Below are 26043 nucleotides of genomic sequence, written 5' to 3' on the forward strand. Positions count from 1 at the left end.
AGTCGTCCGGTCGGGGACATTCGGGGGGCGCCGCGCTCAGTTCCGTACGTCGTTGTACGGGACGTTCAGGGGGTGATCCGGCGGGATCAGACCGTCAGCGAACGGTCCGTCGGGCGGATCGGGGCCGGCAGCGAGCTGGCTCCGGTCAGGTAGCGGTCCACGCCACGGGCGGCGGAGCGGCCCTCGGCGATGGCCCACACGATGAGGGACTGGCCGCGACCCGCGTCACCGGCGACGTACACGCCATCGACGTTGGTGGCGAAGTCCGCGTCACGGGCGATGTTACCCCGCTCATCCAGGTCCAGACCAAACTGCGCGACCAGACCGTTCTCCACGTCCGTGCCGGTGAAGCCCATCGCGAGCGTGACCAGCTGGGCGGGGATCTTGCGCTCCGTGCCCGGCTTCTGGGTCAGCTTGCCCGCGACGAACTCGACCTCGACGAGGTGGAGGAACTGGACGTTGCCGTCCTCGTCGCCCTCGAAGTGGGTGGTGGAAACGGAGTAGACCCGCTCGCCGCCCTCCTCGTGCGCCGAGGTGACCTTGTACAGCATGGGGAAGGTCGGCCAGGGCTGGCCGGCGTTCCGGTCCTCGCCCGGCCTGGGCATGATCTCCAGCTGCGTGACCGAGGCCGCGCCCTGGCGGTGCGCCGTACCGACGCAGTCCGCGCCGGTGTCGCCGCCGCCGATGACGACGACGTGCTTGCCCTCGGCGGTGATCGGCGGGGCCACGAAGTCGCCCTCGACGACCTTGTTGGCCAGCGGCAGGTACTCCATGGCCTGGTGGATGCCGTTGAGCTCGCGGCCCGGGACGGGCAGGTCACGCGCGGTGGTGGCACCCGCGGCGATGACGACCGCGTCGAACCGCTTGCGCAGGTCCGTCGACGTCAGGTCGCGGCCGATCTCGATGCCGGTGCGGAACTTGGTGCCCTCCGCGCGCATCTGTTCGATGCGGCGGTTGATGTGCCGCTTCTCCATCTTGAACTCGGGGATGCCGTAGCGCAGCAGGCCGCCGATGCGGTCGGCGCGCTCGTACACGACCACGGTGTGGCCGGCCCGGGTCAGTTGCTGGGCGGCGGCGAGACCCGCCGGGCCCGAGCCGATGACGGCGGCCGTCTTGCCGGACAGGCGCTCGGGCACCTGCGGCTTGACGTCGTTGGCGTCCCAGGCGTTGTCGATGATGGAGACTTCGACGTTCTTGATGGTGACGGCCGGCTGGTTGATGCCGAGCACGCACGCCGACTCGCACGGAGCCGGGCACAGGCGGCCGGTGAACTCCGGGAAGTTGTTGGTGGCGTGCAGACGCTCCTGCGCCGCCGACCAGTCCTCGCGGTAGGCGAAGTCGTTCCACTCGGGGATCAGGTTCCCGAGGGGGCAGCCGTTGTGGCAGAACGGGATGCCGCAGTCCATGCAGCGGCCGGCCTGCTTGCTGATGATCGGCAGCAGGGAGCCGGGAACGTAGACCTCGTTCCAGTCTCTGACTCGCTCGCCCACCGGCCGGGTCTTGGCGACCTCGCGCCCGGTGGTCAGGAAGCCCTTGGGGTCAGCCATTGGTCGCCGCCTCCATCATCTTCTCGGTGGTCTCGGTCTCGGAGAGACCGGCGAGCTCAGCGGCGTCCTTGGCGGCGAGCACTGCCTTGTACGTGGTGGGGATGATCTTGCTGAACCGGGCCGCCGCGGCGTCCCAGTCGGCGAGGAGCTTCTCCGCGACCGTCGAGCCGGTCTCCTCCTGGTGGCGGCGCACGACGTCGTGCAGCCACGCCTTGTCGGAGTCCGACGGGGTCTCGACCGCTCCCAGGTTGCCGGAGTTGACGTTGTCCGGGTCGAGGTCGATGACGTAGGCGACACCGCCCGACATGCCCGCCGCGAAGTTGCGGCCGGTCTCGCCGAGGACGACCGCCGTACCGCCGGTCATGTACTCGCAGCCGTGGTCGCCCACGCCCTCCGAGACGACCAGCGCGCCGGAGTTGCGGACGCAGAAGCGCTCGCCGGTGCGGCCGCGCAGGAACAGCTCGCCGCCGGTCGCGCCGTAGCCGATGGTGTTGCCCGCGATGGTCGAGTACTCGGCCAGGTGGTCGGCGCCCCGGTCCGGGCGGACGACGACGCGGCCGCCGGAGAGGCCCTTGCCGACGTAGTCGTTCGCGTCGCCCTCCAGGCGGAGGGTGACACCGCTCGGCAGGAAGGCGCCGAAGGACTGGCCGGCGGAGCCGGTGAAGGTGATGTCGATGGTGTCGGCCGGGAGGCCGGCGCCACCGAACTTCTTCGTCACCTGGTGGCCCAGCATCGTGCCCACGGTCCGGTTGATGTTGCGGATCGCGACCTGGGCGCGGACCGGCTGCGCCTCCTCGGCGGAGGCGGCGTTGAGGGCCTCGGCGGCGAGCTGGATCAGCTCGTTGTCGAGGGCCTTCTCCAGACCGTGGTCCTGCTCGATCAGGGCGTGGCGGACCGCGCCCTCGGGCAGCTCGGGCACGTAGAAGAGCGGCTCCAGGTCGAGACCCTGCGCCTTCCAGTGCGTGACGGCACGGCTGGTGTCGAGCAGCTCGGCGTGGCCGACGGCCTCTTCGATGGTGCGGAAGCCCAGCTCGGCGAGGATCTCGCGGACCTCCTCGGCGATGAACTCGAAGAAGTTCACGACGTACTCGGCCTTGCCGGAGAACCGGTCGCGCAGCGCCGGGTTCTGGGTGGCGATGCCCACCGGGCAGGTGTCGAGGTGGCAGACGCGCATCATGACGCAGCCGGAGACGACGAGCGGCGCGGTCGCGAAACCGAACTCCTCGGCGCCGAGCAGCGCGGCGATGACGACGTCACGGCCGGTCTTGAGCTGACCGTCGGTCTGGACGACGATGCGGTCGCGCAGGCCGTTGAGCAGCAGGGTCTGCTGGGTCTCGGCGAGGCCGAGCTCCCAGGGGCCGCCCGCGTGCTTCAGGGAGGTCAGCGGGGAGGCGCCCGTTCCGCCGTCGTGGCCGGAGATGAGGACGACGTCCGCGTGGGCCTTGGAGACACCGGCGGCGACCGTGCCGACGCCGACCTCGGAGACCAGCTTCACGTGGATGCGGGCGACCGGGTTGGCGTTCTTGAGGTCGTGGATCAGCTGGGCCAGGTCCTCGATGGAGTAGATGTCGTGGTGCGGCGGCGGCGAGATCAGGCCGACGCCGGGCGTCGAGTGACGCGTCTTGGCGACCCACGGGTAGACCTTGTGGCCGGGCAGCTGGCCGCCCTCGCCGGGCTTGGCGCCCTGGGCCATCTTGATCTGGATGTCGTCGGCGTTGACCAGGTACTCGCTGGTGACGCCGAAGCGGCCGGAGGCGACCTGCTTGATGGAGGAGCGACGCTCCGGGTCGTACAGGCGGTCCGGGTCCTCGCCGCCCTCACCGGTGTTGGACTTGGCGCCCAGCTGGTTCATGGCGATGGCGAGGGTCTCGTGCGCCTCGCGGGAGATGGAGCCGTACGACATGGCACCCGTCGAGAACCGCTTGACGATCTCGCTGACCGGCTCGACCTCGTCGACGGAGATCGACGGGCGGTCGGCGGTGATGCCGAAGAGGCCGCGGAGCGTCATGAGGCGCTCGGACTGCTCGTTCACCCGCTCCGTGTACTGCTTGAAGATGTCGTACCGCTTGTTGCGCGTGGCGTGCTGGAGGCGGAAGACGGTCTCCGGGTCGAACAGGTGCGGCTCGCCCTCACGGCGCCACTGGTACTCGCCGCCGATCTCCAGGGCGCGGTGCGCCGAGGGGACGCCGGAGACGGGGTACGCCTTGACGTGGCGGGCGGCGACCTCCTTGGCGACGACGTCGAGGCCGGCGCCGCCGATCTTGGTGGCCGTGCCGTTGAAGTACGTGGCGACGAAGCCGGCGTCGAGGCCGACGGCCTCGAAGACCTGGGCGCCGCGGTAGGAGGCGACGGTCGAGATGCCCATCTTCGACATGACCTTGAGGACGCCCTTGCCGAGGGCGTAGATCAGGTTCCGGATGGCCTGCTCGGGCTCCATGTCCTCGATGAAGGTGCCGGCGCGGACCAGGTCCTCGACGGACTCCATGGCGAGGTACGGGTTGACCGCCGCGGCGCCGTAGCCGATGAGCAGGGCGACGTGGTGGACCTCGCGGACGTCACCGGCCTCGACGAGCAGGCCCACCTTGGTGCGCTGCTTGGTGCGGATGAGGTGGTGGTGGACGGCCGAGGTGAGCAGCAGCGACGGGATCGGCGCGTGCTCGGCGTCGGAGTGCCGGTCGGAGAGCACGATCAGGCGGGCGCCGCCCTCGATCGCGGTGTCGGCCTCGGCGCAGATCGCCTCGATGCGGGCCGCGAGGGCCTCGCCGCCGCCGGAGACCCGGTAGAGACCGGAGAGGGTCACGGCCTTCATGCCGGGCATGTCGCCGTCGGCGTTGATGTGGATGAGCTTGGCCAGCTCGTCGTTGTCGATCACCGGGAAGGGCAGGGTGACGCTGCGACACGCCACGGGGGTCGGGTCGAGCAGGTTGCCCTGGGGGCCGAGCGAGGAGCGGAGGCTCGTCACGAGCTCCTCGCGGATGGCGTCGAGGGGAGGGTTGGTGACCTGCGCGAAGAGCTGGGTGAAGTAGTCGAAGAGCAGCCGCGGGCGGGCGGACAGGGCCGCGATCGGCGAGTCCGTGCCCATGGAGCCGAGGGGCTCGCCGGCGGTGCGGGCCATCGGGGCGAGGATGACGCGGAGCTCTTCCTCGGTGTAACCGAAGGTCTGCTGGCGGCGGGTGACCGAGGCGTGGGTGTGCACGATGTGCTCGCGCTCGGGGAGGTCGGAGAGCTCGATCTCGCCGGTCTCCAGCCACTCCGCGTACGGGTGCTCGGCGGCGAGACCGGCCTTGATCTCGTCGTCCTCGATGATCCGGTGCTCGGCGGTGTCGACGAGGAACATCTTGCCGGGCTGGAGGCGGCCCTTGCGGACGACCTTGGCGGGGTCGATGTCGAGGACGCCGACCTCGGAGGAGAGGACGACGAGGCCCTCGTCGGTGACCCAGTAGCGGCCGGGGCGCAGACCGTTGCGGTCGAGGACCGCGCCGACCTGGACGCCGTCGGTGAAGGTGACGCAGGCCGGTCCGTCCCAGGGCTCCATCATCGTGGAGTGGTACTGGTAGAAGGCGCGGCGGGCCGGGTCCATGGAGTCGTGGTTCTCCCACGCCTCGGGGACCATCATCAGGACCGCGTGCGGCAGGGAACGGCCGCCGAGGTGGAGCAGCTCCAGGACCTCGTCGAAGGAGGCCGAGTCGGAGGCGTCCGGGGTGCAGATCGGGAAGATCCGGTCCAGCGAGCCCTCTCCGAGGATGTCGGAGTCGAGCTGCGCCTCGCGGGCGGTCATCCAGTTCCGGTTGCCCTTGACGGTGTTGATCTCACCGTTGTGGGCGACGAAGCGGTACGGGTGGGCCAGCGGCCAGCTCGGGAAGGTGTTGGTGGAGAACCGGGAGTGGACCAGGGCCACGGCGGAGGCGCAGCGGCGGTCCGACAGGTCCGGGAAGAAGGGCTCCAGCTGGCCGGTGGTCAGCATGCCCTTGTAGACGATCGTGCGGGCGGAGAGCGACGGGAAGTAGGTCCCGGCCTCACGCTCGGCGCGCTTGCGCAGCACGAACGCCTTGCGGTCCAGCGCGATGCCCGTGCTCTCCCCGTCGGCCACGAAGACCTGGCGGAAGACCGGCATGGTGGAGCGGGCGGAGGCGCCGAGCAGCTCGGGGGCGACGGGGACCTCGCGCCAGCCGAGGACGGTGAGGCCCTCTTCGGCGGCGATCGTCTCGATCTTCGAGACGATCTCGTCCGTGCCGTCCTCGGGGAGGAAGGCGATGCCGACGGCGTACGCGCCGGCCTCGGGGAGCTCGAATCCGGTGACCTCACGGAGGAAGGCGTCCGGGACCTGGAAAAGGATGCCGGCACCGTCGCCGGAGTCGGGCTCGGAGCCGGTGGCGCCGCGGTGCTCGAGGTTGCGCAGTACGGTCAGCGCCTGCTCGACCAGCGCGTGGCTGGCTACACCGGTGAGGGTGGCCACGAACCCGACACCACAGGCGTCGTGTTCGTTACGGGGGTCGTACATCCCCTGCGGAGCGGGGCGACCGTCCATGGGCGACCAGGCGTCGGAACGCATCGGCTCTCCCGTCGTCGTATTGGCATATGCAGATGCCGAGGGACGACGTTGGCCCTCCGCGAAATTTCGTGCAGGTTACATGATGGCTGGCTTCTCGCGAAGTGGATAGCTCATTCCAGCATGCGGACACCACCGACACGCGGTGATGGTGCGTTCTCACCTATGGGATGCGGAAACAGGGGGCGTTCCCGCAGGGGACGGACCGGGGGGAGCCGGAGGATCTCCGGGCTTCCGGCGGTCCGTCACTGAGTGGGCCTCATTGCCCAACGACGCTCATGCCTCATTCCCGTTGGTCACAGGTTCGAAACCGCCGAGTAACCGGCTACTTATGTGGCGTCGTGCATAGTGTCTCATCGCGACGGCGGATCGAGCCAGGGATATACGTCACAGCCGATACGGGCCGTACGCCCCGAAAAGGTGCCCCGATATGCCGGAAAGGCCCCTTGCGGGGCCCTCCGGGTCTTCTCTACGGCTACGGAATCCGTTCCGATATCCGGAGCTACAACGCCGCTCCGAAGAGCATCCCGAGCCCGTACGTGACGGCGGCCGCGGCCCCGCCCAGGACGAGCTGGCGCATCCCGCTGAAGAGCCAGCCGCGGGCGGTCACCCGGGCCACCAGCGCGCCGCAGGCGAAGAGCCCGAGGAGCGCGAGCAGCACGGCGGGCCAGAGCGCGGTCGCCCCGAGCAGGAACGGCAGGACGGGCAGCAGGGCGCCGAGCGCGAAGGAGCCGAAGGACGACACGGCGGCGACCATCGGCGACGGCAGGTCGTCCGGGTCGATGCCGAGCTCCTCGCGGGCGTGGATCTCCAGGGCCTGCTCGGGATCCCGGGAGAGCTGCATGGCGACCTCGCGGGCGAGCGCGGGCTCGACACCCCGGGACACGTACAGCGCGGCGAGCTCCTCCATCTCGTCGACGGGGTGCTTGCGCAACTGGCGGCGCTCGACATCCAGTTCCGCCTGGACGAGCTCGCGCTGCGAGGCCACGGAGGTGTACTCGCCGGCCGCCATGGAGAAGGCGCCGGCGGCGAGTCCCGCGACACCGGTGATGACGACGGTCTGCGTGGACACCGCGCCGCCGGCGACTCCGGTCATCAGGGCGAGGTTGGAGACCAGGCCGTCCATCGCACCGAACACCGCGGGCCGCAGCCAACCGCCGTTCACGTCACGGTGCGTGTGGTTGTCGCGGTGGGCCTCGTGCAGTGGCGCCTGAGCTTCGATGATGGACATGGCTCTCCCCTCGTTCCGGCGGGCCGGGTTGCACCCGCCGCCCCCAACACCTCGAAAATACGCGCGATGTAAGGGGTCCGCTAGCAAGGCAGGCCGTACTTACTAAGGCTCACCTGAGAAGTTGCGTGCCGGGTGAACCTGGTTCTGGCGAGGTGTCAGCCGGGTGACAGAGACGTTTCTTCGGCGAGTTCACGGCCCGCGGTGGCACAGATCCAGGCATCGGGGCGCCGAACTGCGCGCCCCCACCGAGGAAGGGGCCGCGAGAATGACGACCACGGCATGCGACACGCGTGAACGGGCGAGAGGGGCGCTCCTCGGCCTCGCCGTCGGCGACGCCCTCGGAGCCCCCGCGGAGAACATGCGCCCTTCGGAGATCCGCCGCCGATGGGGCCGCATCGAGGGTTTCGTGACGGACCGCCCGGCGGGCACCGACGACACCGAGTACGCGATCTTCTCGGCCCTGCTCCTCGCCCGACACGGCTCGGCGCTCACCGTCCACCACGTCGAACGTGCCTGGCACCACTGGATCGCCGACCTCGACGAAGGCCCCTTCCGCGGCGCGGGCTTCTCGGAGCGCGGCACGCTGGAGAACCTTCGCCGGGGCCTCGCCGCGCCCATCTCCGCCCAGCACCGCCACGCCTGGAGCGACGGGCTCGCGATGCGCGCCGCGCCGTTCGGGGTCTTCGCCGCCGGACGCCCGGCGGAGGCGGCGCGCCTCGTCGCGATCGACGGCAGCGTCAGCCACGAGGGAGAGGGCATCTACGGAGGCCAGGCCGTCGCGGCGGGCGTCGCGGCGGCGATGGCGGGCGCGGGGGTGACCTCGATCATCGCGGCGGCCCTCTCCGTCGTCCCGATGGACTCCTGGACGGCCCGCTCCCTGCGCCGCGCGGTCGTCGCCGCCCAGCGCGTCCAGCCGGACCCGCTCACCCGCGAGCGCCAGGTCCGCTCGGCGGTCGTCATCGGCGGCTACCCGTGGACGGACCTGGCGCCGGAGGCGGTGGGCCTGGCCTTCGGCGCCTTCGCGGCGGCCCGCGGGGACTTCCGTACGGCGGTCCTGACCGCGGTCAACATGGGCCGCGACGCCGACACGACGGCAGCGGTCGCCGGCGCCCTGGCCGGAGCGATGTCGGGCGCCCCGGCGATCCCGGAGGAATGGGCGACGGCCATCGCCCCGGTCACCGGCAGCTGCCTGCCCTCCATGCGCGGCTACCACGTCCTGGACGTCGCGGACCTTCTGACCCCGGAGGAAACCCTGTCATGAGCGCCGACATCACGAGGGAACCCGTGGCCACGATCACTGCCACGACCGCCACGACCGCCGGGGGCGCTCCCGCCACGGCCACCTCCGCCGCCACCGCTGTGGGCACCGCCGCCACCCCCGCCACAGCTGTGGGCGCCACCGCCACCCCCGCCACAGCTGTGGGCGCCACCGCCACCCCCGCCACGGCTGTGGGCGCCACCGCCACCGCCACCGCCACCCCCACCGCCGACACAGCTGTGGGCCATCGTCCCGCCGGGCTGGGGGAACCTCCCGTGCCAAGCTCTGGGGGAGGGTGGGCGCAGCCCCCGATGCCGGGTTCCGGCTCCCTGCTCGTTGACCCGCAGGACCCCGCCCCGGTACGGGGCACCGGTTCATGGGGCGGCACCCAGGAGGCCCCCCGGCCCGAGGCCCTGCCCAGGGCCGGCCGCGACGCCGTAGAGGGCCTCCTCCTCGGGCTCGCGGCGGGCGACGCCGCCGGCTGGCCCGCCGCCCGCCACCGCGCCGCCCGCATGCCGGAGTGGACCCGCCGCCTCACCCGCGAGCTCGACACCTTCGCCGAGCAGAACGCGACGACCACCCTCCCCGTCCCCATCGCCCTCAACCAGCCCCCCGAGCCGCTCCGCCTCGGCCCCTCCGACGACGCCGAGTGGGCGGCCTTCACCGCCGAGGCGGTCCTCGCCGCCGCCGGCCCCGTCTTCGCCGGCCTCCCCCCGGAGCGCCGGCTCCGCGCCGCCGTCGACCTCGCCTGGAACGCCCTCGCCGACCAGGTCGCCGCCGCCGCCGACCGCGCCCCCGAGGTCGAGTCCGCCATCCTCCCGCTCCGCGCCCGGATCTCCGTACGCGCCGGGCTCGGCAACCTCGCCACCGGCCTGCGCCCGCCCGCGACCGGCCATGACAACCCGCACTACTTCGACGACGCCGCCTGCGTCCGCGCCGTCGTCCTCGCCGTCGTCCACCCCGGCGACCCGCGCGCCGCCGCCGAACTCGCCGAGTTCGACGCCCGGTACACCCAGGACGGCGACGGCGTCCACGGCGCCCGCGCGATGGCGGCGGCCATCGCCGCGGCCCTCGGCGGGGCGACGGTCGACGAGGCGGTCGAGGCGGCGCTCGCCGAACTCCCGCCCGTCACCGAGATCGGCCGCAACGCCCGGTACGCGGTGAAGCTGGCCCTGACGGCCGGTTCGGCCTTCGAACTGGTCCCGCTCCTGGAGCACCAGATCGTGGACCACGTCTACAGCTACGGGATCGCCGCGGCCGAGACCGTCCCGGTCGCCCTCGCCCTCGCCACCGCCGCCCGGGGCGAGATGACGGCCGCGGTACCGGCCGCCGTCTGCCTCTCCCGGGTCGCGGACTCCGCCCCCGCGCTCGCGGGCGCGCTCACCGGCGCGCTGGGCGGCGGCCGTTCGGTGCCGGCGACCTGGCGCGAGGCCTGCCGGACGCTCGCGGGGTGCGCGCTGCCGCGGTTCGCGGGGACGGATCTGGTCGAACTCGCCGGGCTCCTGGGAGCCACGGAACCGGCCTCCCCAGGTGGACAATTCCGACATGACACCCACACTGGATGTGCCCACCCTGGATGACCGGATCACCGGCAGTCTCCTCGGGGCCGCCGTCGGCGACGCGCTGGGCGGCCCCGTCGAGGGCTACACCCCCCAGCAGATCCTGGAGCGTCACGGCGGCCGCGTGACCGGCATCGTCGGCCCCTGGAACGGCGACGCCTGGCGCACCGCCCGCCCCATCGCGCCGTACCACAAGGGCGACGGGCACGTCACCGACGACACCTTGATGACCCACGCCCTGGTCCGGGTGTACGAGAAGGTCCGCGGCCACCTCGACGCGTACGCGGTCGCGGACTTCCTCGTCCCCGAACTGATGGGCGCCCCCTTCTGGATCCCGGAGCTGGAGGCCGAGGCGCTCCCCCTCCAGCGGATCTTCCTCGCCGAGAAGTGGCTCGTGGCGCGGCTCCACTACGGCCACGTGGACCCGCGCGAGGCCGGCGACGGCAACATCGTCAACTGCGGCGCCGCGATGTACATGGCGCCGGTCGGACTCGTCAACGCCGCCCATCCGGCGGCCGCCTACGCCGAGGCCCTCGACGTCGCGGGCGCGCACCAGTCCTCGTACGGCCGGGAGGCGGCGGGCGTGTTCGCGGCGGCGGTGGCGGCGGCCTGCGTGCCGGGCGCGACGCCCTCCTCGATCGTCGACACCACCCTCACCCTCGCGAAGGACGGCACCAGGTCGGCGATCGAAGCGGTCGCCGAAGCAGCTTCCCGGCACACGGACTTCGAGTCCGCCCTCGCCCCCCTCCGCGCGGCGGTGGCGCCCTTCGACACCGTCGGCCCCGACTACCGCTCCCCCTCCCTCGGCGCCCGCCGCCCGTCCCGCCTGCACGCGATCGAGGAACTCCCCATCGCCCTCGGCATGCTCCTCGTCGGCGAGGGCGATTACCGCCGTACCGTCCTGGGCTCGGTCAACTACGGCCGCGACTGCGACTCGATCGCCACGATGGCGGGCGCGATCGTGGGCGCCCTGCACGGCGAGTCCGCCGTCCCCGCCGACTGGGCGAAGCGCGTCGCGGAGGCGAGCCGGCTCGACCTGCACGCTCCGGCGGCGGCACTGGCCCGGGTGACGCGCGAGGTCTTCGCCCAGGACGAGGAGGCGCGCCGGGCGCACGAGTCGGCCTTCACGACACTGACGAGCGCGGACCGGTGAACCTCCGGCTGACCTGGGTGCAGCCGGAGGACCTGGTGGGCCACGAGCTCCGCCAGGCAGGGGAGGACGGCCGCGACGCGCACGCCCTCGCGGCCCGCTGGGCGGCGGCGGGCGGCCCCCCGGCCCCGGAGACGGCCGGCGCCTCCGACACACCCCGCCCGGACCTCCGCGACCTGGCGGAGGAACTCCTGGACGCCCTGGAGTCCCTCCCCACCCCCTTCTCGACCCACGAACCGACGTCACTACCCAGCATCCAGGCACTGACCACCCCCCTCACCACCGATGGCTCCACCCCCGAACCGTCCACCCCCACCACCCCCGGTCCTGCCCCCGACGAAGCCAGGGGCAGGACCGCAAGGGCACACACCCCCGCACCGGGCACCCCCCACCACCCCCCGCGCGAAGCGCCGGGGTCCCCGGAGTCCGGGGGCGAAGCCCCCCGGCACCACCCGCGCGAAGCGCCGGGACCCCGGGGGGTCGGGGGCGGAGCCCCCCGGCTCCCCCTGCGCGAAGCGCCAGGATCCCCAGGCTCCGGAAACGGATCCCCCCCACTCCACCCGCGCGAAGCGCCGGGACCCCGGGGGCCCGGGGGCGAAGCCCCCCACCGCCTGCGAGCAGAGCCGGGAATCCCGCCGGACGAAGATCGCGCACACCCGCACCGCCTGCGCGAAGCGCCAGGGTCCCCGGAGTCCGGGGGCGAAGCCCTCCGGATCCCCCCGCGCGAAGCGCCGGTACCCCGGGGGGTCGGGGGCGGAGCCCCCGGTCTCGTCAGGGTTTCGGGGAGGGGCGGGGTGGGGGAAGGCAACGGACTGCGCGACCGGCTGCACGCCGCCTGGCTCGGGCGGGCCGCCGGGTGTCTGCTCGGCAAGCCCGTCGAGAAGCTGCCCCTCCCCGCCATCCGCGCACTCGCCCGCGCCGCCGGCAACTGGCCCCTCTCCACCTGGTTCACCGCCCGCGGCGTACCGCCGGAGCTGCTCGCCGCCCACCCCTGGAACCGGCGTTCCGCCACCACCTCCCTCGCCGAGAACATCGACGGGATGCCCGAGGACGACGACCTCAACTACCCCCTCCTCAACCTGCTGCTCCTCCAGCGGTACGGCCGTGACTTCACCACCGCCGACGTCGCCCGCCTCTGGCTCGACGAACTCCCCGCCGGCCGCACCTTCACGGCCGAGCGCGTCGCCTACCGCAACCTCCTCGACGGCGTCGAGCCCCCGCTCACCGCCGTCCGCCGCAACCCCTTCCGCGAGTGGATCGGCGCCCAGATCCGGGCGGACGTCCACGGCTGGACCCACCCGGGCGACCCGGTCGCCGCCGCCGCGCAGGCGTACCGGGACGCGGCGCTCACCCACACCGCGAACGGCGTCTACGGCGCCATGTTCGTCGCCGCCACCCTCGCCACCGCCGCGACCGGCACCGCCGACGTCCACCGGTCGCTCGCCGCGGGACTCGGGGTGGTTCCGCCCCGCTCCCGCCTCGCCGAGGCCGTCCGCCTGGGCATCGCGGCCGCCCGCGACGAGAGCGACTTCGACACCGTCGTCGACCGTCTGCACGCCGAGCTCGGCGGGTACCACTGGGTCCATGCCGTCCCCAACGCCGCCCTCCTCGCGGCCGCCCTCACCCACGGCGACGGTGACTTCTCCCGCTCCGTCTGCGCGGCGGTGTCGGGCGGCTGGGACACCGACTCCAACGGCGCCACCGCCGGTTCGGTCGCCGGGCTGCTCGCCGGTCACCCCGACCGGCTGCCCGCACACTGGACCACCCCTCTCAAGAACCGTCTCGCGACCTCGGTCCCGTCCTTCGACGGCATCGGCTTCGACACCCTGGCCGAACTGACACATCTGGAGGCAGTACGCCCATGACCAGCATCGTCGTACTCGGCAGCACGAACATGGACCTCGTCGCCTACGTACCGAGGGCCCCGGCCCGCGGCGAGACGGTCACCGGCCGCGCGTTCCGCACGGTCCCCGGCGGCAAGGGCGCCAACCAGGCCGTGGCCGCCGCCCGCGCCGGCGCCGAGGTGTCGATGATCGGCGCGGTCGGCGCGGACGACTTCGGCGCACGCCTCCGGGCCAACCTGGAGCACTGCGCGGTCGACACCGATCTCCTGCGGACCGCCGAGGGCCCCTCCGGCACCGCCCACATCGTCGTCGACGACGATGGCGGCAACGCGATCGTCGTCGTCCCCGGCGCCAACGCCGCCGTCACCTCCCTCAGCCACGGCGACGAAGCCCTCATCGGCACCGCCGACACCCTGCTCCTCCAGCTCGAACTCCCCCTCTCCGTCGTCACCGAGGGCGCCGCGACCGCCCGCCGCCTCGGCGTCCGCACCGTCCTCACACCCGCCCCCGCCCAGCCGCTCCCTCCCGGACTCCTCGCCGTCACCGACCTGCTGGTCCCCAACGAGCACGAGGCCGCCGCGCTCACCGGACTCACCGACCCGCGCGCCGCCGCCCAGGCCCTGCTGCGGGACGTCCCCGAGGTGGTCGTCACGCTGGGCGCGGCCGGCAGCCTGTACGCGGCACGCGGCGCCGAGCCGGTCACCGTGCCCGCCCCCCGCGTCAGGGCCGTGGACACCACCGCCGCCGGCGACACCTTCGTCGGCGCCCTCGCGGTCGCCCTCGGCGAGGGCCGACCCGTCCCGGAGGCGCTCGCCTGGGCGCAGACCGCCGCCGCGCTGTCCGTCCAGCGCGAGGGCGCGTCGACCTCGATGCCGTACCGGACCGAGATCGAGGCGGCCTTCGGCTCCCTCGACGACCTGGAGGCCGACCCCGTATGACGACCACTCCGCACACCGCCCCGCACACCACCCCGCACCCCGCCGCTCCCCCCGCGCCTCCCCTCCACGGACTGCGCGTCCTCGACCTGGCGACCCTCTTCGCCGGCCCGATCGCCGCCACGATGCTCGGCGACTTCGGCGCCGACGTCGTCAAGGTCGAGCACCCCCGCAAGCCCGATCCGTCCCGCGGCCACGGACCCGCCAAGAACGGCGTCGGCCTGTGGTGGAAGGTCCTCGGCCGGAACAAGCGGACGATGACCCTCGATCTCTCCACGCCGGGCGGCCGCGACACCCTCCTCGGACTCGCCGCCGAAACCGACGTGATCGTGGAGAACTTCCGCCCCGGCACCCTGGAACGCTGGGGCCTGGGCTGGGAGGAGCTCTCCACCGTCAACCCGCGTCTCGTCCTCGCCCGCGTCACCGGCTTCGGCCAGTTCGGCCCGTACGCCCACCGCCCCGGCTTCGGCACCCTCGCCGAGGCGATGAGCGGTTTCGCCGCCATCACCGGCGAGCCCGACGGCCCGCCCACCCTGCCCCCCTTCGGCCTGGCCGACTCGATCGCCGCCCTCGCCACCGCGTACGCGGTGATGACCGCGCTCACCGCCAGGAACACGACCGGCCGCGGCCAGGTCGTCGACATGGCGATCATCGAACCGATGCTCTCCGTCATCGGACCCCACCCCCTCTGGTACGACCAGCTCGGCTACGTCCAGCCCCGCACCGGCAACCGCTCCCGCAACAACGCCCCGCGCAACACCTACCGGACCGCCGACGGCTCCTGGGTGGCCGTCTCCACCTCGGCCCAGTCGATCGCCGAGCGCGTCCTGCGTCTCGTCGGGCGTCCGGAGCTCATCGACGAGCCGTGGTTCGCCGACGGCTCGGGCCGCGCCGAGCACGCGGACGTCCTGGACGAGGCGGTCGGCACCTGGATCGCGCGCCACACCCGCGACGAGGCCATGGCCTGCTTCGAGAAGGCCGAGGCCGCCATCGCCCCGGTCTACGACATCCGGGACGTCCTCGACGATCCGCAGTACCAGGCGCTCGGCACCGTCACCGAGGTGCAGGACCCGGAGCTCGGCCCGATCCGGATGCAGAACGTGCTCTTCCGGCTCTCCGAGACCCCCGGGGCGATCCGCTGGCCCGGCCGCCCCCACGGCGCCGACACCGACGGCGTCCTCACCGAACTCGGCCTCACCCCCGCCGAGATCGACGTCCTCCGCGCCCAGGGAGCGGTATGAACGATATGGAGCGCCTGCGCACCCCCCTCACCTGGCTGTACGTCCCCGGCGACCGCCCCGAGGTCGTGCGCAAGGCCCTGTCCTCCGGCGCCGACGTCGTCATCGTCGACCTGGAGGACGCGGTCGCCCCGCACCGCAAGGCGTACGCCCTCGACGCCACGGTCGATCTGCTCGCCGACGCCCACCCCGTCCCGGTGCACGTCCGCGTCCACTCCCCGCACGACATCCCCACCCTGGCCCCCCTCCCCGGCCTCTGCGGTCTCCGTGTACCCAAGGTGACACACGCCACTGACATCCACCGGATCGCCGGCCTCGCCCCCGGCCTCCCCCTCTACCCGCTCCTGGAGAACGCCCTCGCCGTGGAGCACGCGTACGCCATCGCCACCGCCCACCCCGCCGTGCGCGGCATCGCGCTCGGCGAGGCCGACCTCCGTGCCGACCTCGGGGTACGGGACGACCGCGGGCTCGACTGGCCGCGCAGCCGCGTGGTGGTCGCGGCCCGCGCGGCCGCCCTGCCGCCGCCTGCCCAGTCGGTCCACCCCGACATCGGCGACCTGGACGCCCTGGCCGCCGGCTGCGCCCGGGGCCGGGCGATGGGCTTCCTCGGCCGGGCCGCGATCCATCCCCGTCAGCTCCCCGTCATCGAGCGGGCCTACCTCCCCACCCCGGAGGAGGTCGACGCGGCGCGGGAGGTCGTCGCGGCGGCCGAGACCGACCGGGGCGCTCTGGCCCTCCCCGACGGCCGCTTCGTCGACGCGGCGGTCGTGGAGGGCGCCCACCGGGTCCTCGCCCTCGCCTCCCGCACGGCCTGACCCCCGGCATGCGAAAGGGCCGCCGGAACCTCTCGGTCCCGACGGCCCTTCGACGAAGGAGGATCAGCCCTTGGCGGCCGACCCGGCGCCGTTGTCGGCACCGTGTTCCACGTCCGTATCCGTATCCGTATCTGCATCCGCGTCCGGAGCGGCGTCCGCCGGCTCACCGTCCGCGACCTCGTCGTCGTCGGCCTTCTCGGCCCCGTCGTCGTCCCTGTCGTCGATCCCGGCCTTCTCGGCCTTGGGCTCGACGATCTCCTCGCGGCCCGGCCGGATCCGCGCCGAGATCACGATGTAGGTCACCGCGAGCACGAAGACGATGATCGCCGTCCACACGTTCAGCCGCAGGCCGAGGATGTGGTGCGCCTCGTCGACGCGCATGTACTCGATCCAGGCGCGGCCCGCGCAGTACGCGGCGACGTAGAGCGCGAAGGCGCGCCCGTGGCCGAGCTTGAAGCGGCGGTCGGCCCAGACGACCAGGACGGCGACGCCGACGCACCAGAGCGACTCGTACAGGAAGGTCGGGTGGTAAAGCCCGGCTTCGCGGTTCGCGCTCTCGGTGATCTTCAGGGCCCAGGGGAGATCGGTCGGCTTGCCGTAGAGCTCCTGGTTGAACCAGTTGCCCCAGCGGCCGATGGCCTGGGCGAGGGCGATACCGGGCGCGATCGCGTCCGCGTACGCCGGAAGCGGGATACCCCGTCGACGGCAGCCGATCCAGGCACCCACCGCGCCGAGCGCGATGGCGCCCCAGATACCGAGGCCGCCCTCCCAGATCTTGAAGGCGTCGACCCAGTTCTCACCCTCGCTGAAGTACAGCTGGTAGTCGGTGATCACGTGGTAAAGGCGTCCGCCGACGAGGCCGAAGGGCACCGCCCAGACGGCGATGTCGGCCACGGTGCCGGCGGTGCCGCCCCGGGCGATCCAGCGCTTGTTGCCGTACCAGACGGCGACGAAGACACCGATGATGATGCAGAAGGCATAGCCGCGCAGCGGGATCGGTCCGAGGTTGATCACGCCGGTCGACGGGCTGGGAATATAGGCAAGGTCCATGGCAGGACCGACGCTACCTTGCCGGGCGGGCGCGACGGCAGCCCACCCGGCAACGTATGGGTAACTAACCCGCCGGACTCACCCGCCGGACTATCCCGCCGAGGGAGCCGACGGAGAAGCCGGAGCCGACGGAGAAGCCGGAGCCGACGGAGAGGCCGTCCCGGGCTTCTTGCCCTTGTTGGCCTCGGCGACCCACTTCTTCAGGTTCTCCGGGGAGATCTGCTCGTTCCCCTTCGTCGGGAAGATCGACTCGCCGTTGAGGAGGACGGACGGGGTGCCGCGGAAGCCGCCGTTCTGGAAGGCCTCGTTCGACTTCGCCACCCAGCTGTCGTGCGTGCCGTCCTCGACACAGCTGCGGAAGGCGGGCGTGTCGAGCCCGGGCACCTTCGCCGCCAGTTCGAACAGCTTGGCGTTGTTCCCGAAGGCGTCGTCCGTCTCCGGCGGCTGGTTGATGTAGAGCGTGTCGTGGTACGCGGTGAACTTCCCCGCGTCCTGGGCGCACGCGGCCGCGTTCGCCGCGCGCAGCGAGCCGCTGCCGCCCATGTTCCCGTCGATGAGGGTGGCGAGGTGGTACTCCGTCTTGAGCGCCCCGGAGGCCTCCAGCTCGTGGATGGCGTCCCGCATGACGTTCTCGAACTGGGCGCACGCCGGGCAGCGGAAGTCCTCCCAGATCGCGAGCGTCGACGGGGCGTCCGCCTTGCCCGTGGGGATGGCGGGCTTGTCGCCCTCGACGGACCCCGTCGGCGCCACCACCGGGCCCGCCTTGTCCGATCCGCCGTCGTCGCCGCTGTTCGCCGCGATCACCCCGACGACCGCGGCCAGGCCGAGGACGCCGACCACCGCCGCCGACACGATGAGGACGCGCCGCTGCTTCTCGCGGGCCTTGTCGCGCTCGCGCTGCTGCTGGAGGCGCTCCCGCGCGCTCCGGTTACCGTCACCACGGTTCTTCTCGCTCACGCCCACAGCAACGAACCGGGGAGGCACGTACGTGCCTCCCCGGTCTCAGATCCACCCAAATGGGTTACGAAACGCGACGCACGCCGGCCGCGAGTTCGCCCGCCAGTTCCCTTACGGCGGCGAGCCCGGCGGCCTCGTCGCCGTCGGCGTCGAGGATCCGCTGCACGAAGGCGGAGCCGACGATGACGCCGTCGGCGAAGACGGCGACCTCCTTCGCCTGGGTGGCGTTGGAGACGCCGAGCCCGACGCACACCGGCAGTTCGGAGGTGGCGCGGGTGCGGCGGACGAGGTCGGCGGCCTGCTCACCGACCGACTCGCGGGTGCCCGTGACGCCCATGAGCGAGGCGGCGTAGACGAAGCCGGAGCCGGCCGCGGTGATGGTGGCGAGGCGCGCGTCCTTGCTGCTGGGCGCGACGACGAAGACGGTGGCGAGACCGTGCTTGTCGGCGTTCTCGCGCCAGACGGCGGACTCCTGGACCGGCAGGTCGGGCAGGATGCAGCCCGCGCCGCCGGCCGCGGCGAGCTCCTCGGTGAAGCGCTCGATGCCGTACCGGTCGATCGGATTCCAGTACGTCATGACGAGGACGGGCTTGCCGGTGGCCGCGTGGGCCTCCTTGACCGTCCGCATGACGTCGGCGATCTTGACGCCGCCGCGCAGGGCGATGTCGTCGGCCGTCTGGATGACCGGGCCGTCGAGGACCGGGTCGCTGTGGGGCAGACCGACCTCGACGACGTCCGCGCCGCCGTCGAAGACGGCCTTGATCGCCGCGATGCCGCCGTCGACGGTCGGAAAGCCGGCCGGCAGGTAGGCGATGAGCGCCGCCCGGTTCTCGGCCTTGGCCTTGGCGAGGGTCTCGCTCAGCAGCTGGATGTTCCCGGTCGTCACTTGGAGCCCTCCCCGTCGTACAGGCCGAAGTAGCGCGCGGCCGTGTCCATGTCCTTGTCGCCGCGCCCGGAGAGGTTGACGAGGAGCAGCGCGTCCTTGCCGAGCTCCTTGCCCACCTCCAGGGCCCCGGCGAGGGCGTGCGCCGACTCGATGGCCGGGATGATGCCCTCCGTGCGGGAGAGCAGCCGCAGCGCCTGCATGGCCGCGTCGTCGGTGACGGCGCGGTACTCGCCGCGCCCGCTGTCCTTGAGGTACGCGTGCTCGGGGCCGATGCCCGGGTAGTCGAGGCCGGCCGAGATCGAGTACGGCTCGGTGATCTGGCCCTCCTCGTCCTGGAGGACGTACGAGCGCGAACCGTGCAGGATGCCGGGCTCGCCGGCGGTCAGGGTGGCCGCGTGCTCACCGGTCTCGACGCCGTGGCCGGCCGGCTCGCAGCCGATCAGGCGGACGCCCGCGTCCGGGACGAAGGCGTGGAAGAGGCCGATGGCGTTGGAGCCACCGCCGACGCAGGCGATCGCCGCGTCGGGGAGGCGTCCGGCGCGCTCCAGGATCTGGCGGCGGGCCTCGACGCCGATGACCCGGTGGAAGTCGCGGACCATGGCGGGGAAGGGGTGCGGGCCGGCGACGGTGCCGAACAGGTAGTGCGTCCTGTCGACGTTGGCGACCCAGTCGCGGAAGGCCTCGTTGATGGCGTCCTTGAGGGTGCGGCTGCCGGACTTCACGGCGATGACCTCGGCGCCGAGCATCCGCATCCGGGCCACGTTGAGGGCCTGGCGCTGGGTGTCGATCTCGCCCATGTAGATGGTGCAGTCGAGGCCGAAGAGGGCGCAGGCGGTGGCGGTGGCCACGCCGTGCTGGCCGGCGCCGGTCTCGGCGATGACCCGCGTCTTGCCCATGCGCTTGGTCAGCAGGGCCTGACCGAGCACGTTGTTGATCTTGTGGGAGCCGGTGTGGTTGAGGTCCTCGCGCTTGAGGAAGATCCGGGCACCGCCGGCGTGCTCGGCGAACCGGCGGACCTCGGTGAGGGCGCTCGGGCGGCCGGTGTAGTCGACCATCAGGTCGTTGAGCTCGCGGGCGAACTCGGGGTCGGCCTTGGCCTTGTCGTACTCGACGGCGACCTCGTCCACGGCGGCGACGAGGGCCTCCGGGATGAACTTGCCGCCGTAGGCACCGAAGTACCCCTCGGCGGTGGGGACCTGGCCTTCCAGGTCCGGAATGAAGAACTCGCTGGACATGCGGATGCTCCTCGCGGGGCGGGGCGCCCCGGGTGACGTGCTGACGGTGGTCACGATATGCGCGCGACCTCCTCACGAACGGCGACACCGCGGCCGGTCAGGACCGCGCCCGATTCCCATGTGAGGGCGCCCCCGCCACAACGGGGTGGCAGAGGGAGGGGCCGGCCTTGTCAGGCGGGGGTGGTGTTCGTGGTGGTGCGCGCGGGGCGCGCGCGCCATCGCATGCCGTTGACCTGGCCGGGCTCGTCGCCGATCACGTACCGGACCCGGCGGCCGTGGACACGGCGGGCGGGTGCGCGGCAGCCGCGCGGTCGGCAGCCCCTGGCCAGCGGGGCGTGCGGTGCCGGTACGAACGCGGCGGCGGTTCGCAGCCTGCCGCCGCGTCCGGTGACCGCCGACGACACGCCGACGATCCCCCGGGCGGTGCCCGGAGGGGTCGGCGTGGCGTGGACGACGGTCATGACGGGGTCAGCTCCGGCCGTGGCGGAGGGCCGGGTGGGCGCCGGCGGCGACCAGATCGGCGACAGCGGCCTTCGGGTCGCGGCCGGTGACGAGGGACTCGCCGACCAGGACCGCGTCGGCGCCGGCGTTGGCGTACGCGATGAGGTCGTGCGGGCCGCGGACGCCGGACTCGGCGATCTTGACGATGTGCGCCGGGATCTCGGGGGCGACGCGCTCGAAGGTGGTGCGGTCGACCTTGAGGGTCTTGAGGTCGCGTGCGTTGACGCCGATGATCCGGGCGCCCGCGTCGACGGCGCGCTCGACCTCCTCCTCGTCGTGGACCTCGACCAGCGGGGTCAGCCCGATGGACTCGGCACGCTCGATGAGGGAGACCAGCGCCTCCTGCTCCAGGGCGGAGACGATGAGGAGCGCGAGATCCGCTCCGTACGCCCGGGCTTCCCAGAGCTGGTACGCGGTGACGATGAAGTCCTTGCGCAGGACGGGGATGTCGACCCGGGCGCGCACGGCCTCCAGGTCGGCGAGGGAGCCGCCGAAGCGGCGTTCTTCCGTGAGGACGGAGATGACGGCCGCGCCGCCCGCTTCGTAGTCCGCGGCGAGTGCGGCGGGGTCGGCGATAGCGGCGAGCGCACCCTTGGACGGGCTGGAGCGCTTGACCTCGCAGATCACCTTGACGCCGTCGCCGCGCAGTGCGGCGACGCCGTCCTTGGCCTGCGGCGCCTTGGCGGCGCGCTCCTTGAGCTCGTCGAGGGTGACCCGCGCCTGCCGCTCTGCGAGGTCGGCGCGTACGCCTTCGATGATCTCGTCGAGCACACTCACGCGAGGGGCCCCCTTCCGGGACGGTGATGGTGATGAGGAACCAGGTTCAGCCACATCGATCCTATCCGCAGGACGGCCCCGGACCCGCATCGGCCGGAGTGGCGTCCCACCTGCTGGGACTCCCGTAGGGGTTTGCCCGGGAGCGCGCGGACCCTCACGGGGCCAGCGCGGAGCCGAAGGGGAGGTTCCGGACCAGGGTGAAGACGGCGACGACGGCCCCGATCCCCCACCACCAGGCCGGGGAGATCACGAGGCGCATCGGCACCTCGCGCACGGCGCGAACCAGCCATAGGGCCATGACGACGGCGAAGAGTCCGTAGCCGAGGACGGCGAGGGCGTTCGCGCCCAGGGCGGCCGGGAGGTCGCCGTGGGCGAAGGCGTGGGCGCTGCGGAGTCCGCCGCACCCGGGGCAGAGGATGCCGGTGAAGCGGAGCAGGGGGCAGACGGGGTAGTGCCCGGGTTCGTTGGGGTCGACGGTCCCGACGTAGGCGAAGGCGGCGACGGCCCCGGCGAGGGTCGCGACCGGCGCGAGCAGCCGCCGGGCGAGCGGTCGCGGCCCCGGTGGGACGGGGTGTACGCCGGTGAACACCCCGGGTCCCGCGGGTGCGGCCGGGCCCGGAGCATCCGCCCGGGCGGATTCACCCGGTCGGGCGAGGGGTGCTGGGTCGGTCTTGGCTTCGGCTTCGGCTTCGGCCGTCGGCTGCGGGTCCACCCGGTGATTCTCGCCCCTGACGCGCGAAGGCGCAGCCCGGCACGGCCGGACTGCGCCTTCGGGTGCGTCGTGTCGCGTCAGGAACGGGCCTGCGCGGTCGCGGTCGCGGCCTCGCGGGCGGCGGTGACGGCCGCCGACTCCTTCGGCATGCCGAGGCCTGCGGCCTTCATCGCGCCGCCGACGATGCCGCCGAGGACGATGACACCCATGCCCGCCCAGAATCCGGGCTGGTTGGCGGCCACCATGAAGACGCCGGCGATGCAGAAGCCGATGAAGGAGATGATGACACCGGTCCAGGCGGCCGGGGTGTGTCCGTGGGCGCTGCCCGCCATGAGTTGCTCCTCGTTGCTGTTGCTCGGTGGTGAGGTCTCGCGTGCGCGGACACTCCGTGCTCATTGTCCCGCACGCGGGCGCGCGAGGATGAATCGGGGGTGCCCGGACGATCACGCGTCGCGGTGAGCCCTCCGCGTCGCCTTCGCCGGTTCACTCGCCGCGGGTGGGGTCCTCGCCGCGGTCCAGGGCCTTCCAGAGGTCCTCGGGCCGGTCCGGGTCGACCGCGGGGGCGGTGCGCACGGTGCGCGGGGTCCCGGACCGCTCGTAGCGGCCGCCCATCGCCGGCCAGGTCGTGCCGAAGCGCAGCGCGAGGAGGCCGGCGAGCAGGATGAGGGCGGCGCCGGCGGCCGTGACGTACGGCCAGGCGGTGTGGGTCAGGCCGCTCACGACGGCGGCGGTGTCGCCGCTGATCCGGGCGGCCTCCGCGTTGAGGGCGGAGCTGTCGGAGGCGCCGAGGACCGCGGCGAGCGCGGCGCCCGCGCCGCTCAGCGCGAGGAGCGCGGCGACGAGGGTGCGGCCGGTGCGGCGCACGGCGAAGACGGCGAAGAGCGCGGCGAGTCCGACGATCGCGAGGGCGGTCGGCACACCGGTGACGGCGCCGCCGTCGGCTTCGACGGGAACGGTGCCGCCGCCGACGGACGCGACGCCCTCCGCCCAGATCTGGCCGGCCGAGAGCAGGACGACGGTGGCACCGAGGGCGCCGAGGAAGAGGGCCGCGGCCAGGCTGCGGCGGCCTCCGCCGGTGGGGACGGCCACGCGGGCTGCCCGGGGCTGGGGTACGGGTACGGCACTCACGTACCCCACTATCCCCTACGTCCTCAGGAGCCGTTCATCCGGTTGGCGGTGTGCACGGCGCGGAGCACGGCCGCGGCCTTGTTGCGGCACTCGTTGTCCTCGGCGACCGGATCGGAATCGGCGACGACACCCGCTCCGGCCTGCACGTACGCGGTGCCGTCGCGCAGCAGGGCGGTGCGGATGGCGATGGCCGTGTCCGCGTCGCCGGCGAAATCGAGATAACCGACACATCCGCCGTACAGGCCGCGCCGGGAGGGTTCGAGCTCCTCGATGATCTGCATGGCGCGGGGCTTGGGCGCGCCGGAGAGCGTGCCGGCCGGGAAGCAGGCGGTGAGGACGTCGAAGGCGGTCCGTCCCTCGGCGACCTTGCCGGTCACGGTGGAGACGATGTGCATGACGTGCGAGTAGCGCTCGACGGACATGAAGTCGACGACCTCCACCGAGCCGGGCGCGCACACCCGGCCGAGGTCGTTGCGGCCGAGGTCGACGAGCATGAGGTGCTCGGCGCGCTCCTTGGGGTCGGCGAGCAGTTCCTCGGCGAGGTCGTGGTCCTCCTGCGGGGTGGCGCCGCGGTGCCGGGTGCCGGCGATGGGGTGGAGCAGCGCGTGGCCGTCCTCGACCTTGACGAGGGCCTCGGGGCTGGATCCGACGACGTCGAAGCCGTTCTCGAAGCGGAAGAGGTACATGTACGGGGACGGGTTGGTGGCCCGCAGGACCCGGTAGACGTCGAGCGCGGAGGCGGCGCACGGGGTCTCGAAGCGCTGGGAGGGGACGACCTGGAAGGCCTCACCGGCGCGGATGCGCTCCTTGATGTCCTCGACGGCGTCCTGGTAGGCCGGGCCGCCCCAGAGGGCCGAGAACTCCGGCAGCTCGGAGGGCGGGAGCGCGGCGGGGACGGTGGCGACCGGGCGGGCCAGGTCGGCCTCCATGGCGTCGAGGCGGGCGACGGCGTGCGCGTACGCCTCGTCGACGCCGGTCTCCAGGTCGTTGTGGTTGATCGCGTTGGCGATCAGCAGGACCGTGCCGTCCCAGTGGTCGAGGACCGCGAGGTCACTGGTGAGGAGCATGGTGAGCTCGGGGAGCTTCAGGTCGTCGCGGGTGGAGTCCCCGATCTTCTCCAGGCGGCGGACGATGTCGTAACCGAGGTAGCCGACCATGCCGCCGGTGAACGGGGGCATCCCGGGCTCGGGGCTCCGGGGGGTGTGGAGGGTCTCGACCGTGGCGCGCAGGGCCTGGAGGGGGTCGCCGTCCGTGGGGACGCCGACGGGCGGGGTGCCGAGCCAGTGGGCCTCGCCGTCCCGGACGGTGAGGGTGGCGTCGCTGCGGACTCCGACGAAGGAGTAGCGGGACCAGCTGCGGCCGTTCTCCGCGGATTCGAGGAGGAAGGTGCCGGCGCGTTCGGCGGCTAGCTTGCGGTAGAGCCCGACCGGGGTGTCGCCGTCCGCGAGGAGCCTGCGGCTGACGGGGATGACGCGGCGGTCGGCCGCCAGCTTGCGGAAGGTCTCGAGATCCATGGCGCCAGACCTTACTGGGAGAGCGGGAGCACGTCGGCGTCGAAGCAGGTGCGGTCGCCGGTGTGGCAGGCGGCTCCGACCTGGTCGACCTTGACGAGGACGGTGTCGGCGTCGCAGTCGAGGGCGACGGACTTGACGTGCTGGACGTGCCCGGAGGTGTCGCCCTTGACCCAGTACTCGCGACGGCTGCGGGACCAGTAGGTGCAGCGGCCGGTGGTGAGGGTGCGGTGGAGGGCTTCGTCGTCCATCCAGCCCAGCATCAGCACCTCGCCGGTGTCGTACTGCTGGGCGATGGCGGGCACGAGCCCGTCGGGGCCGCGCTTGAGGCGGGCGGCGATGGCCGGGTCGAGATTGCTGCTCATGGCGCCATTGTGCCGCGCTCGGGCGGGGTGTCCGGCGGGACGTCCACTGGGCGGACCGGCGGCCCCGGTCGTACGCTGGCGGGCATGTCGACTCATGCGAAACGTGAACGGCTTCTGCTCGCCGATCTGTTGGAGGCGGCAGGCCCGGACGCCCCGACGCTCTGCGAGGGCTGGCGGACCCGGGACCTCGCGGCCCATGTGGTGGTCCGCGAGCGGCGCCCGGACGCCGCGGTGGGCTCGCTCGTGCCGGCGCTGAAGGAGCGGCAGGACCGGGTGCAGGCGGAATTCGCCGACAAGCCGTACGAGGAACTGATCCAGCTCATCCGTACGGGGCCGCCGCGGTTCTCCCCGTTCACCATCAAGCAGGTGGACGAGGGGGCGAACGTCGTCGAGTTCTACGTCCACGCGGAGGACGTGCGGCGGGCCCAGCCGGACTGGTCGGCGCGCGAGCTCGATCCGGTCTTCGCGGACGTCCTCTGGTCCCGTCTGGAGCGCATGGCCCGGCTTCTCGGCCGGAAGGCCCCGGTGGGCCTGGTGCTGCGCCGTCCGAACGGCCAGACGGCGGTGGCGCACCGCGGCACCCCGGTGGTGACGGCCTCCGGGGAGCCTGGCGAGCTCGTGATGTACCTGTACGGCCGCCAGGCGTCGGCGAAGGTGGCCCTGGACGGCGAGCCCGAGGCGATCGAGCGGCTGCGGGAGGCGAAGCAGCTGGGGATCTAGTTCCGGGCTGGCTCCGGGCTGGTTCCGGGCTGGTTCCGGGCTGGTTCGGGGCTACTTCGGTGGCGCTTCCGGGCT

General features: G+C 72.8%; 22 protein-coding genes. 8 read left to right on the forward strand and 14 right to left on the reverse strand.

Annotated elements, in window-relative coordinates:
- Positions 1–86 precede the first annotated feature (86 nt).
- The 3 genes from ACFWWU_RS13400 to ACFWWU_RS13410 form a co-directional block, all read right to left on the reverse strand.
- Positions 87–1547: a glutamate synthase subunit beta gene (locus ACFWWU_RS13400; protein ID WP_384143531.1), complete on the reverse strand. Its 1461-nt coding sequence runs from the start codon at positions 1545–1547 to the stop codon at positions 87–89.
- Positions 1540–6099, reverse strand: a complete 4560-nt coding sequence (gene gltB / locus ACFWWU_RS13405; protein WP_384143534.1) for a glutamate synthase large subunit — start codon at positions 6097–6099, stop codon at positions 1540–1542. The genes ACFWWU_RS13400 and gltB overlap by 8 nt, the downstream gene beginning before the upstream one ends.
- 499 nt (positions 6100–6598) lie before the next feature.
- Positions 6599–7327: a VIT1/CCC1 transporter family protein gene (locus tag ACFWWU_RS13410; protein WP_384143537.1), complete on the reverse strand. Its 729-nt coding sequence runs from the start codon at positions 7325–7327 to the stop codon at positions 6599–6601.
- 265 nt (positions 7328–7592) lie between these two features.
- Between ACFWWU_RS13410 and ACFWWU_RS13415 the strand changes: the two genes are divergently transcribed.
- The 7 genes from ACFWWU_RS13415 to ACFWWU_RS13445 all read left to right on the forward strand — a co-directional run bounded on the left by ACFWWU_RS13415 (position 7593) and on the right by ACFWWU_RS13445 (position 16126).
- Positions 7593–8588, forward strand: coding sequence for an ADP-ribosylglycohydrolase family protein (locus ACFWWU_RS13415; RefSeq protein WP_024759535.1), 996 nt, complete (start codon positions 7593–7595; stop codon positions 8586–8588).
- Between the two features lie 308 nt (positions 8589–8896).
- Positions 8897–10165: an ADP-ribosylglycohydrolase family protein gene (locus ACFWWU_RS13420; RefSeq protein ID WP_384143935.1), complete on the forward strand. Its 1269-nt coding sequence runs from the start codon at positions 8897–8899 to the stop codon at positions 10163–10165.
- On the forward strand, positions 10131–11297 hold the full coding sequence (locus ACFWWU_RS13425) for an ADP-ribosylglycohydrolase family protein (RefSeq protein ID WP_384143540.1): 1167 nt from the start codon (positions 10131–10133) through the stop codon (positions 11295–11297). The genes ACFWWU_RS13420 and ACFWWU_RS13425 overlap by 35 nt, the downstream gene beginning before the upstream one ends.
- Positions 11298–11800: 503 nt before the next feature.
- Entirely contained in the window at positions 11801–13159 is a 1359-nt protein-coding gene (locus ACFWWU_RS13430) for an ADP-ribosylglycohydrolase family protein (RefSeq protein WP_384143938.1), read from the forward strand.
- The gene (gene rbsK, locus ACFWWU_RS13435; RefSeq protein WP_384143543.1) at positions 13156–14076 is read left to right on the forward strand and encodes a ribokinase; all 921 of its coding nucleotides are present in this window, start codon (positions 13156–13158) and stop codon (positions 14074–14076) included. Before ACFWWU_RS13430 ends, rbsK begins: the two co-directional genes overlap by 4 nt.
- The gene (locus tag ACFWWU_RS13440) at positions 14073–15314 is read left to right on the forward strand and encodes a CaiB/BaiF CoA transferase family protein (protein WP_384143546.1); all 1242 of its coding nucleotides are present in this window, start codon (positions 14073–14075) and stop codon (positions 15312–15314) included. The genes rbsK and ACFWWU_RS13440 overlap by 4 nt, the downstream gene beginning before the upstream one ends.
- On the forward strand, positions 15311–16126 hold the full coding sequence (locus ACFWWU_RS13445; RefSeq protein WP_384143549.1) for an HpcH/HpaI aldolase/citrate lyase family protein: 816 nt from the start codon (positions 15311–15313) through the stop codon (positions 16124–16126). Before ACFWWU_RS13440 ends, ACFWWU_RS13445 begins: the two co-directional genes overlap by 4 nt.
- Before the next feature lie 63 nt (positions 16127–16189).
- Here the strand turns inward: ACFWWU_RS13445 and lgt are convergent, their stop codons facing one another.
- The 11 genes from lgt to hisI all read right to left on the reverse strand — a co-directional run bounded on the left by lgt (position 16190) and on the right by hisI (position 25248).
- Positions 16190–17176 (reverse strand): prolipoprotein diacylglyceryl transferase, encoded by a 987-nt coding sequence (gene lgt / locus ACFWWU_RS13450; RefSeq protein WP_384143552.1) that lies wholly within the window; start codon positions 17174–17176, stop codon positions 16190–16192.
- A 90-nt stretch (positions 17177–17266) separates the two neighbouring features.
- The gene (locus ACFWWU_RS13455) at positions 17267–18133 is read right to left on the reverse strand and encodes a DsbA family protein (protein ID WP_384143555.1); all 867 of its coding nucleotides are present in this window, start codon (positions 18131–18133) and stop codon (positions 17267–17269) included.
- Between the two features lie 64 nt (positions 18134–18197).
- Positions 18198–19019, reverse strand: a complete 822-nt coding sequence (gene trpA, locus ACFWWU_RS13460; RefSeq protein WP_384143558.1) for a tryptophan synthase subunit alpha — start codon at positions 19017–19019, stop codon at positions 18198–18200.
- Positions 19016–20254: a tryptophan synthase subunit beta gene (trpB, locus tag ACFWWU_RS13465; protein ID WP_384143561.1), complete on the reverse strand. Its 1239-nt coding sequence runs from the start codon at positions 20252–20254 to the stop codon at positions 19016–19018. The genes trpA and trpB overlap by 4 nt, the downstream gene beginning before the upstream one ends.
- Positions 20255–20424: 170 nt before the next feature.
- Positions 20425–20715: a tryptophan biosynthesis modulator TrpM gene (gene trpM, locus ACFWWU_RS13470; RefSeq protein WP_384143564.1), complete on the reverse strand. Its 291-nt coding sequence runs from the start codon at positions 20713–20715 to the stop codon at positions 20425–20427.
- 7 nt (positions 20716–20722) lie between these two features.
- The gene (gene trpC, locus ACFWWU_RS13475) at positions 20723–21532 is read right to left on the reverse strand and encodes an indole-3-glycerol phosphate synthase TrpC (RefSeq protein WP_384143567.1); all 810 of its coding nucleotides are present in this window, start codon (positions 21530–21532) and stop codon (positions 20723–20725) included.
- 154 nt (positions 21533–21686) lie between these two features.
- Positions 21687–22244 carry a DUF2752 domain-containing protein gene (locus tag ACFWWU_RS13480; protein ID WP_384143570.1) on the reverse strand — a complete coding sequence of 186 codons (558 nt, stop codon included), beginning with the start codon at positions 22242–22244 and terminating at the stop codon, positions 21687–21689.
- Between the two features lie 77 nt (positions 22245–22321).
- The gene (locus tag ACFWWU_RS13485; protein WP_384143573.1) at positions 22322–22576 is read right to left on the reverse strand and encodes an HGxxPAAW family protein; all 255 of its coding nucleotides are present in this window, start codon (positions 22574–22576) and stop codon (positions 22322–22324) included.
- A 151-nt stretch (positions 22577–22727) separates the two neighbouring features.
- On the reverse strand, positions 22728–23381 hold the full coding sequence (locus ACFWWU_RS13490) for a TIGR02234 family membrane protein (protein ID WP_384143576.1): 654 nt from the start codon (positions 23379–23381) through the stop codon (positions 22728–22730).
- Between the two features lie 14 nt (positions 23382–23395).
- A complete protein-coding gene (locus tag ACFWWU_RS13495; RefSeq protein WP_384143579.1) occupies positions 23396–24886 on the reverse strand; it encodes an anthranilate synthase component I in 1491 nt (496 codons plus the stop codon).
- A gap of 11 nt (positions 24887–24897) precedes the next feature.
- Entirely contained in the window at positions 24898–25248 is a 351-nt protein-coding gene (gene hisI / locus ACFWWU_RS13500) for a phosphoribosyl-AMP cyclohydrolase (protein WP_384143582.1), read from the reverse strand.
- A gap of 84 nt (positions 25249–25332) precedes the next feature.
- On the opposite strand from hisI, the gene ACFWWU_RS13505 reads away from it, so the two are divergent.
- Positions 25333–25968 (forward strand): TIGR03085 family metal-binding protein, encoded by a 636-nt coding sequence (locus tag ACFWWU_RS13505; protein WP_384143585.1) that lies wholly within the window; start codon positions 25333–25335, stop codon positions 25966–25968.
- Positions 25969–26043: the final 75 nt, after the last annotated feature.

This window comes from Streptomyces sp. NPDC058650, from assembly GCF_042717315.1.
Taxonomy (GTDB): domain Bacteria; phylum Actinomycetota; class Actinomycetes; order Streptomycetales; family Streptomycetaceae; genus Streptomyces.

Excerpts from the sequence above, each read along its gene's own strand:
- ACFWWU_RS13400 (WP_384143531.1), bottom strand. The coding sequence starts at position 1,547 with ATGGCTGACCCCAAGGGCTTCCTGACCACCGGGCGCGAGGTCGCCAAG.
- gltB (WP_384143534.1), bottom strand. The coding sequence starts at position 6,099 with ATGCGTTCCGACGCCTGGTCGCCCATGGACGGTCGCCCCGCTCCGCAG.
- ACFWWU_RS13410 (WP_384143537.1), bottom strand. The coding sequence starts at position 7,327 with ATGTCCATCATCGAAGCTCAGGCGCCACTGCACGAGGCCCACCGCGAC.
- ACFWWU_RS13415 (WP_024759535.1), top strand. The coding sequence starts at position 7,593 with ATGACGACCACGGCATGCGACACGCGTGAACGGGCGAGAGGGGCGCTC.
- ACFWWU_RS13420 (WP_384143935.1), top strand. The coding sequence starts at position 8,897 with ATGCCGGGTTCCGGCTCCCTGCTCGTTGACCCGCAGGACCCCGCCCCG.
- ACFWWU_RS13425 (WP_384143540.1), top strand. The coding sequence starts at position 10,131 with ATGACACCCACACTGGATGTGCCCACCCTGGATGACCGGATCACCGGC.
- rbsK (WP_384143543.1), top strand. The coding sequence starts at position 13,156 with ATGACCAGCATCGTCGTACTCGGCAGCACGAACATGGACCTCGTCGCC.
- ACFWWU_RS13440 (WP_384143546.1), top strand. The coding sequence starts at position 14,073 with ATGACGACCACTCCGCACACCGCCCCGCACACCACCCCGCACCCCGCC.
- ACFWWU_RS13445 (WP_384143549.1), top strand. The coding sequence starts at position 15,311 with ATGAACGATATGGAGCGCCTGCGCACCCCCCTCACCTGGCTGTACGTC.
- lgt (WP_384143552.1), bottom strand. The coding sequence starts at position 17,176 with ATGGACCTTGCCTATATTCCCAGCCCGTCGACCGGCGTGATCAACCTC.
- trpB (WP_384143561.1), bottom strand. The coding sequence starts at position 20,254 with ATGTCCAGCGAGTTCTTCATTCCGGACCTGGAAGGCCAGGTCCCCACC.
- trpM (WP_384143564.1), bottom strand. The coding sequence starts at position 20,715 with ATGACCGTCGTCCACGCCACGCCGACCCCTCCGGGCACCGCCCGGGGG.
- ACFWWU_RS13485 (WP_384143573.1), bottom strand. The coding sequence starts at position 22,576 with ATGGCGGGCAGCGCCCACGGACACACCCCGGCCGCCTGGACCGGTGTC.
- ACFWWU_RS13495 (WP_384143579.1), bottom strand. The coding sequence starts at position 24,886 with ATGGATCTCGAGACCTTCCGCAAGCTGGCGGCCGACCGCCGCGTCATC.
- hisI (WP_384143582.1), bottom strand. The coding sequence starts at position 25,248 with ATGAGCAGCAATCTCGACCCGGCCATCGCCGCCCGCCTCAAGCGCGGC.
- ACFWWU_RS13505 (WP_384143585.1), top strand. The coding sequence starts at position 25,333 with ATGTCGACTCATGCGAAACGTGAACGGCTTCTGCTCGCCGATCTGTTG.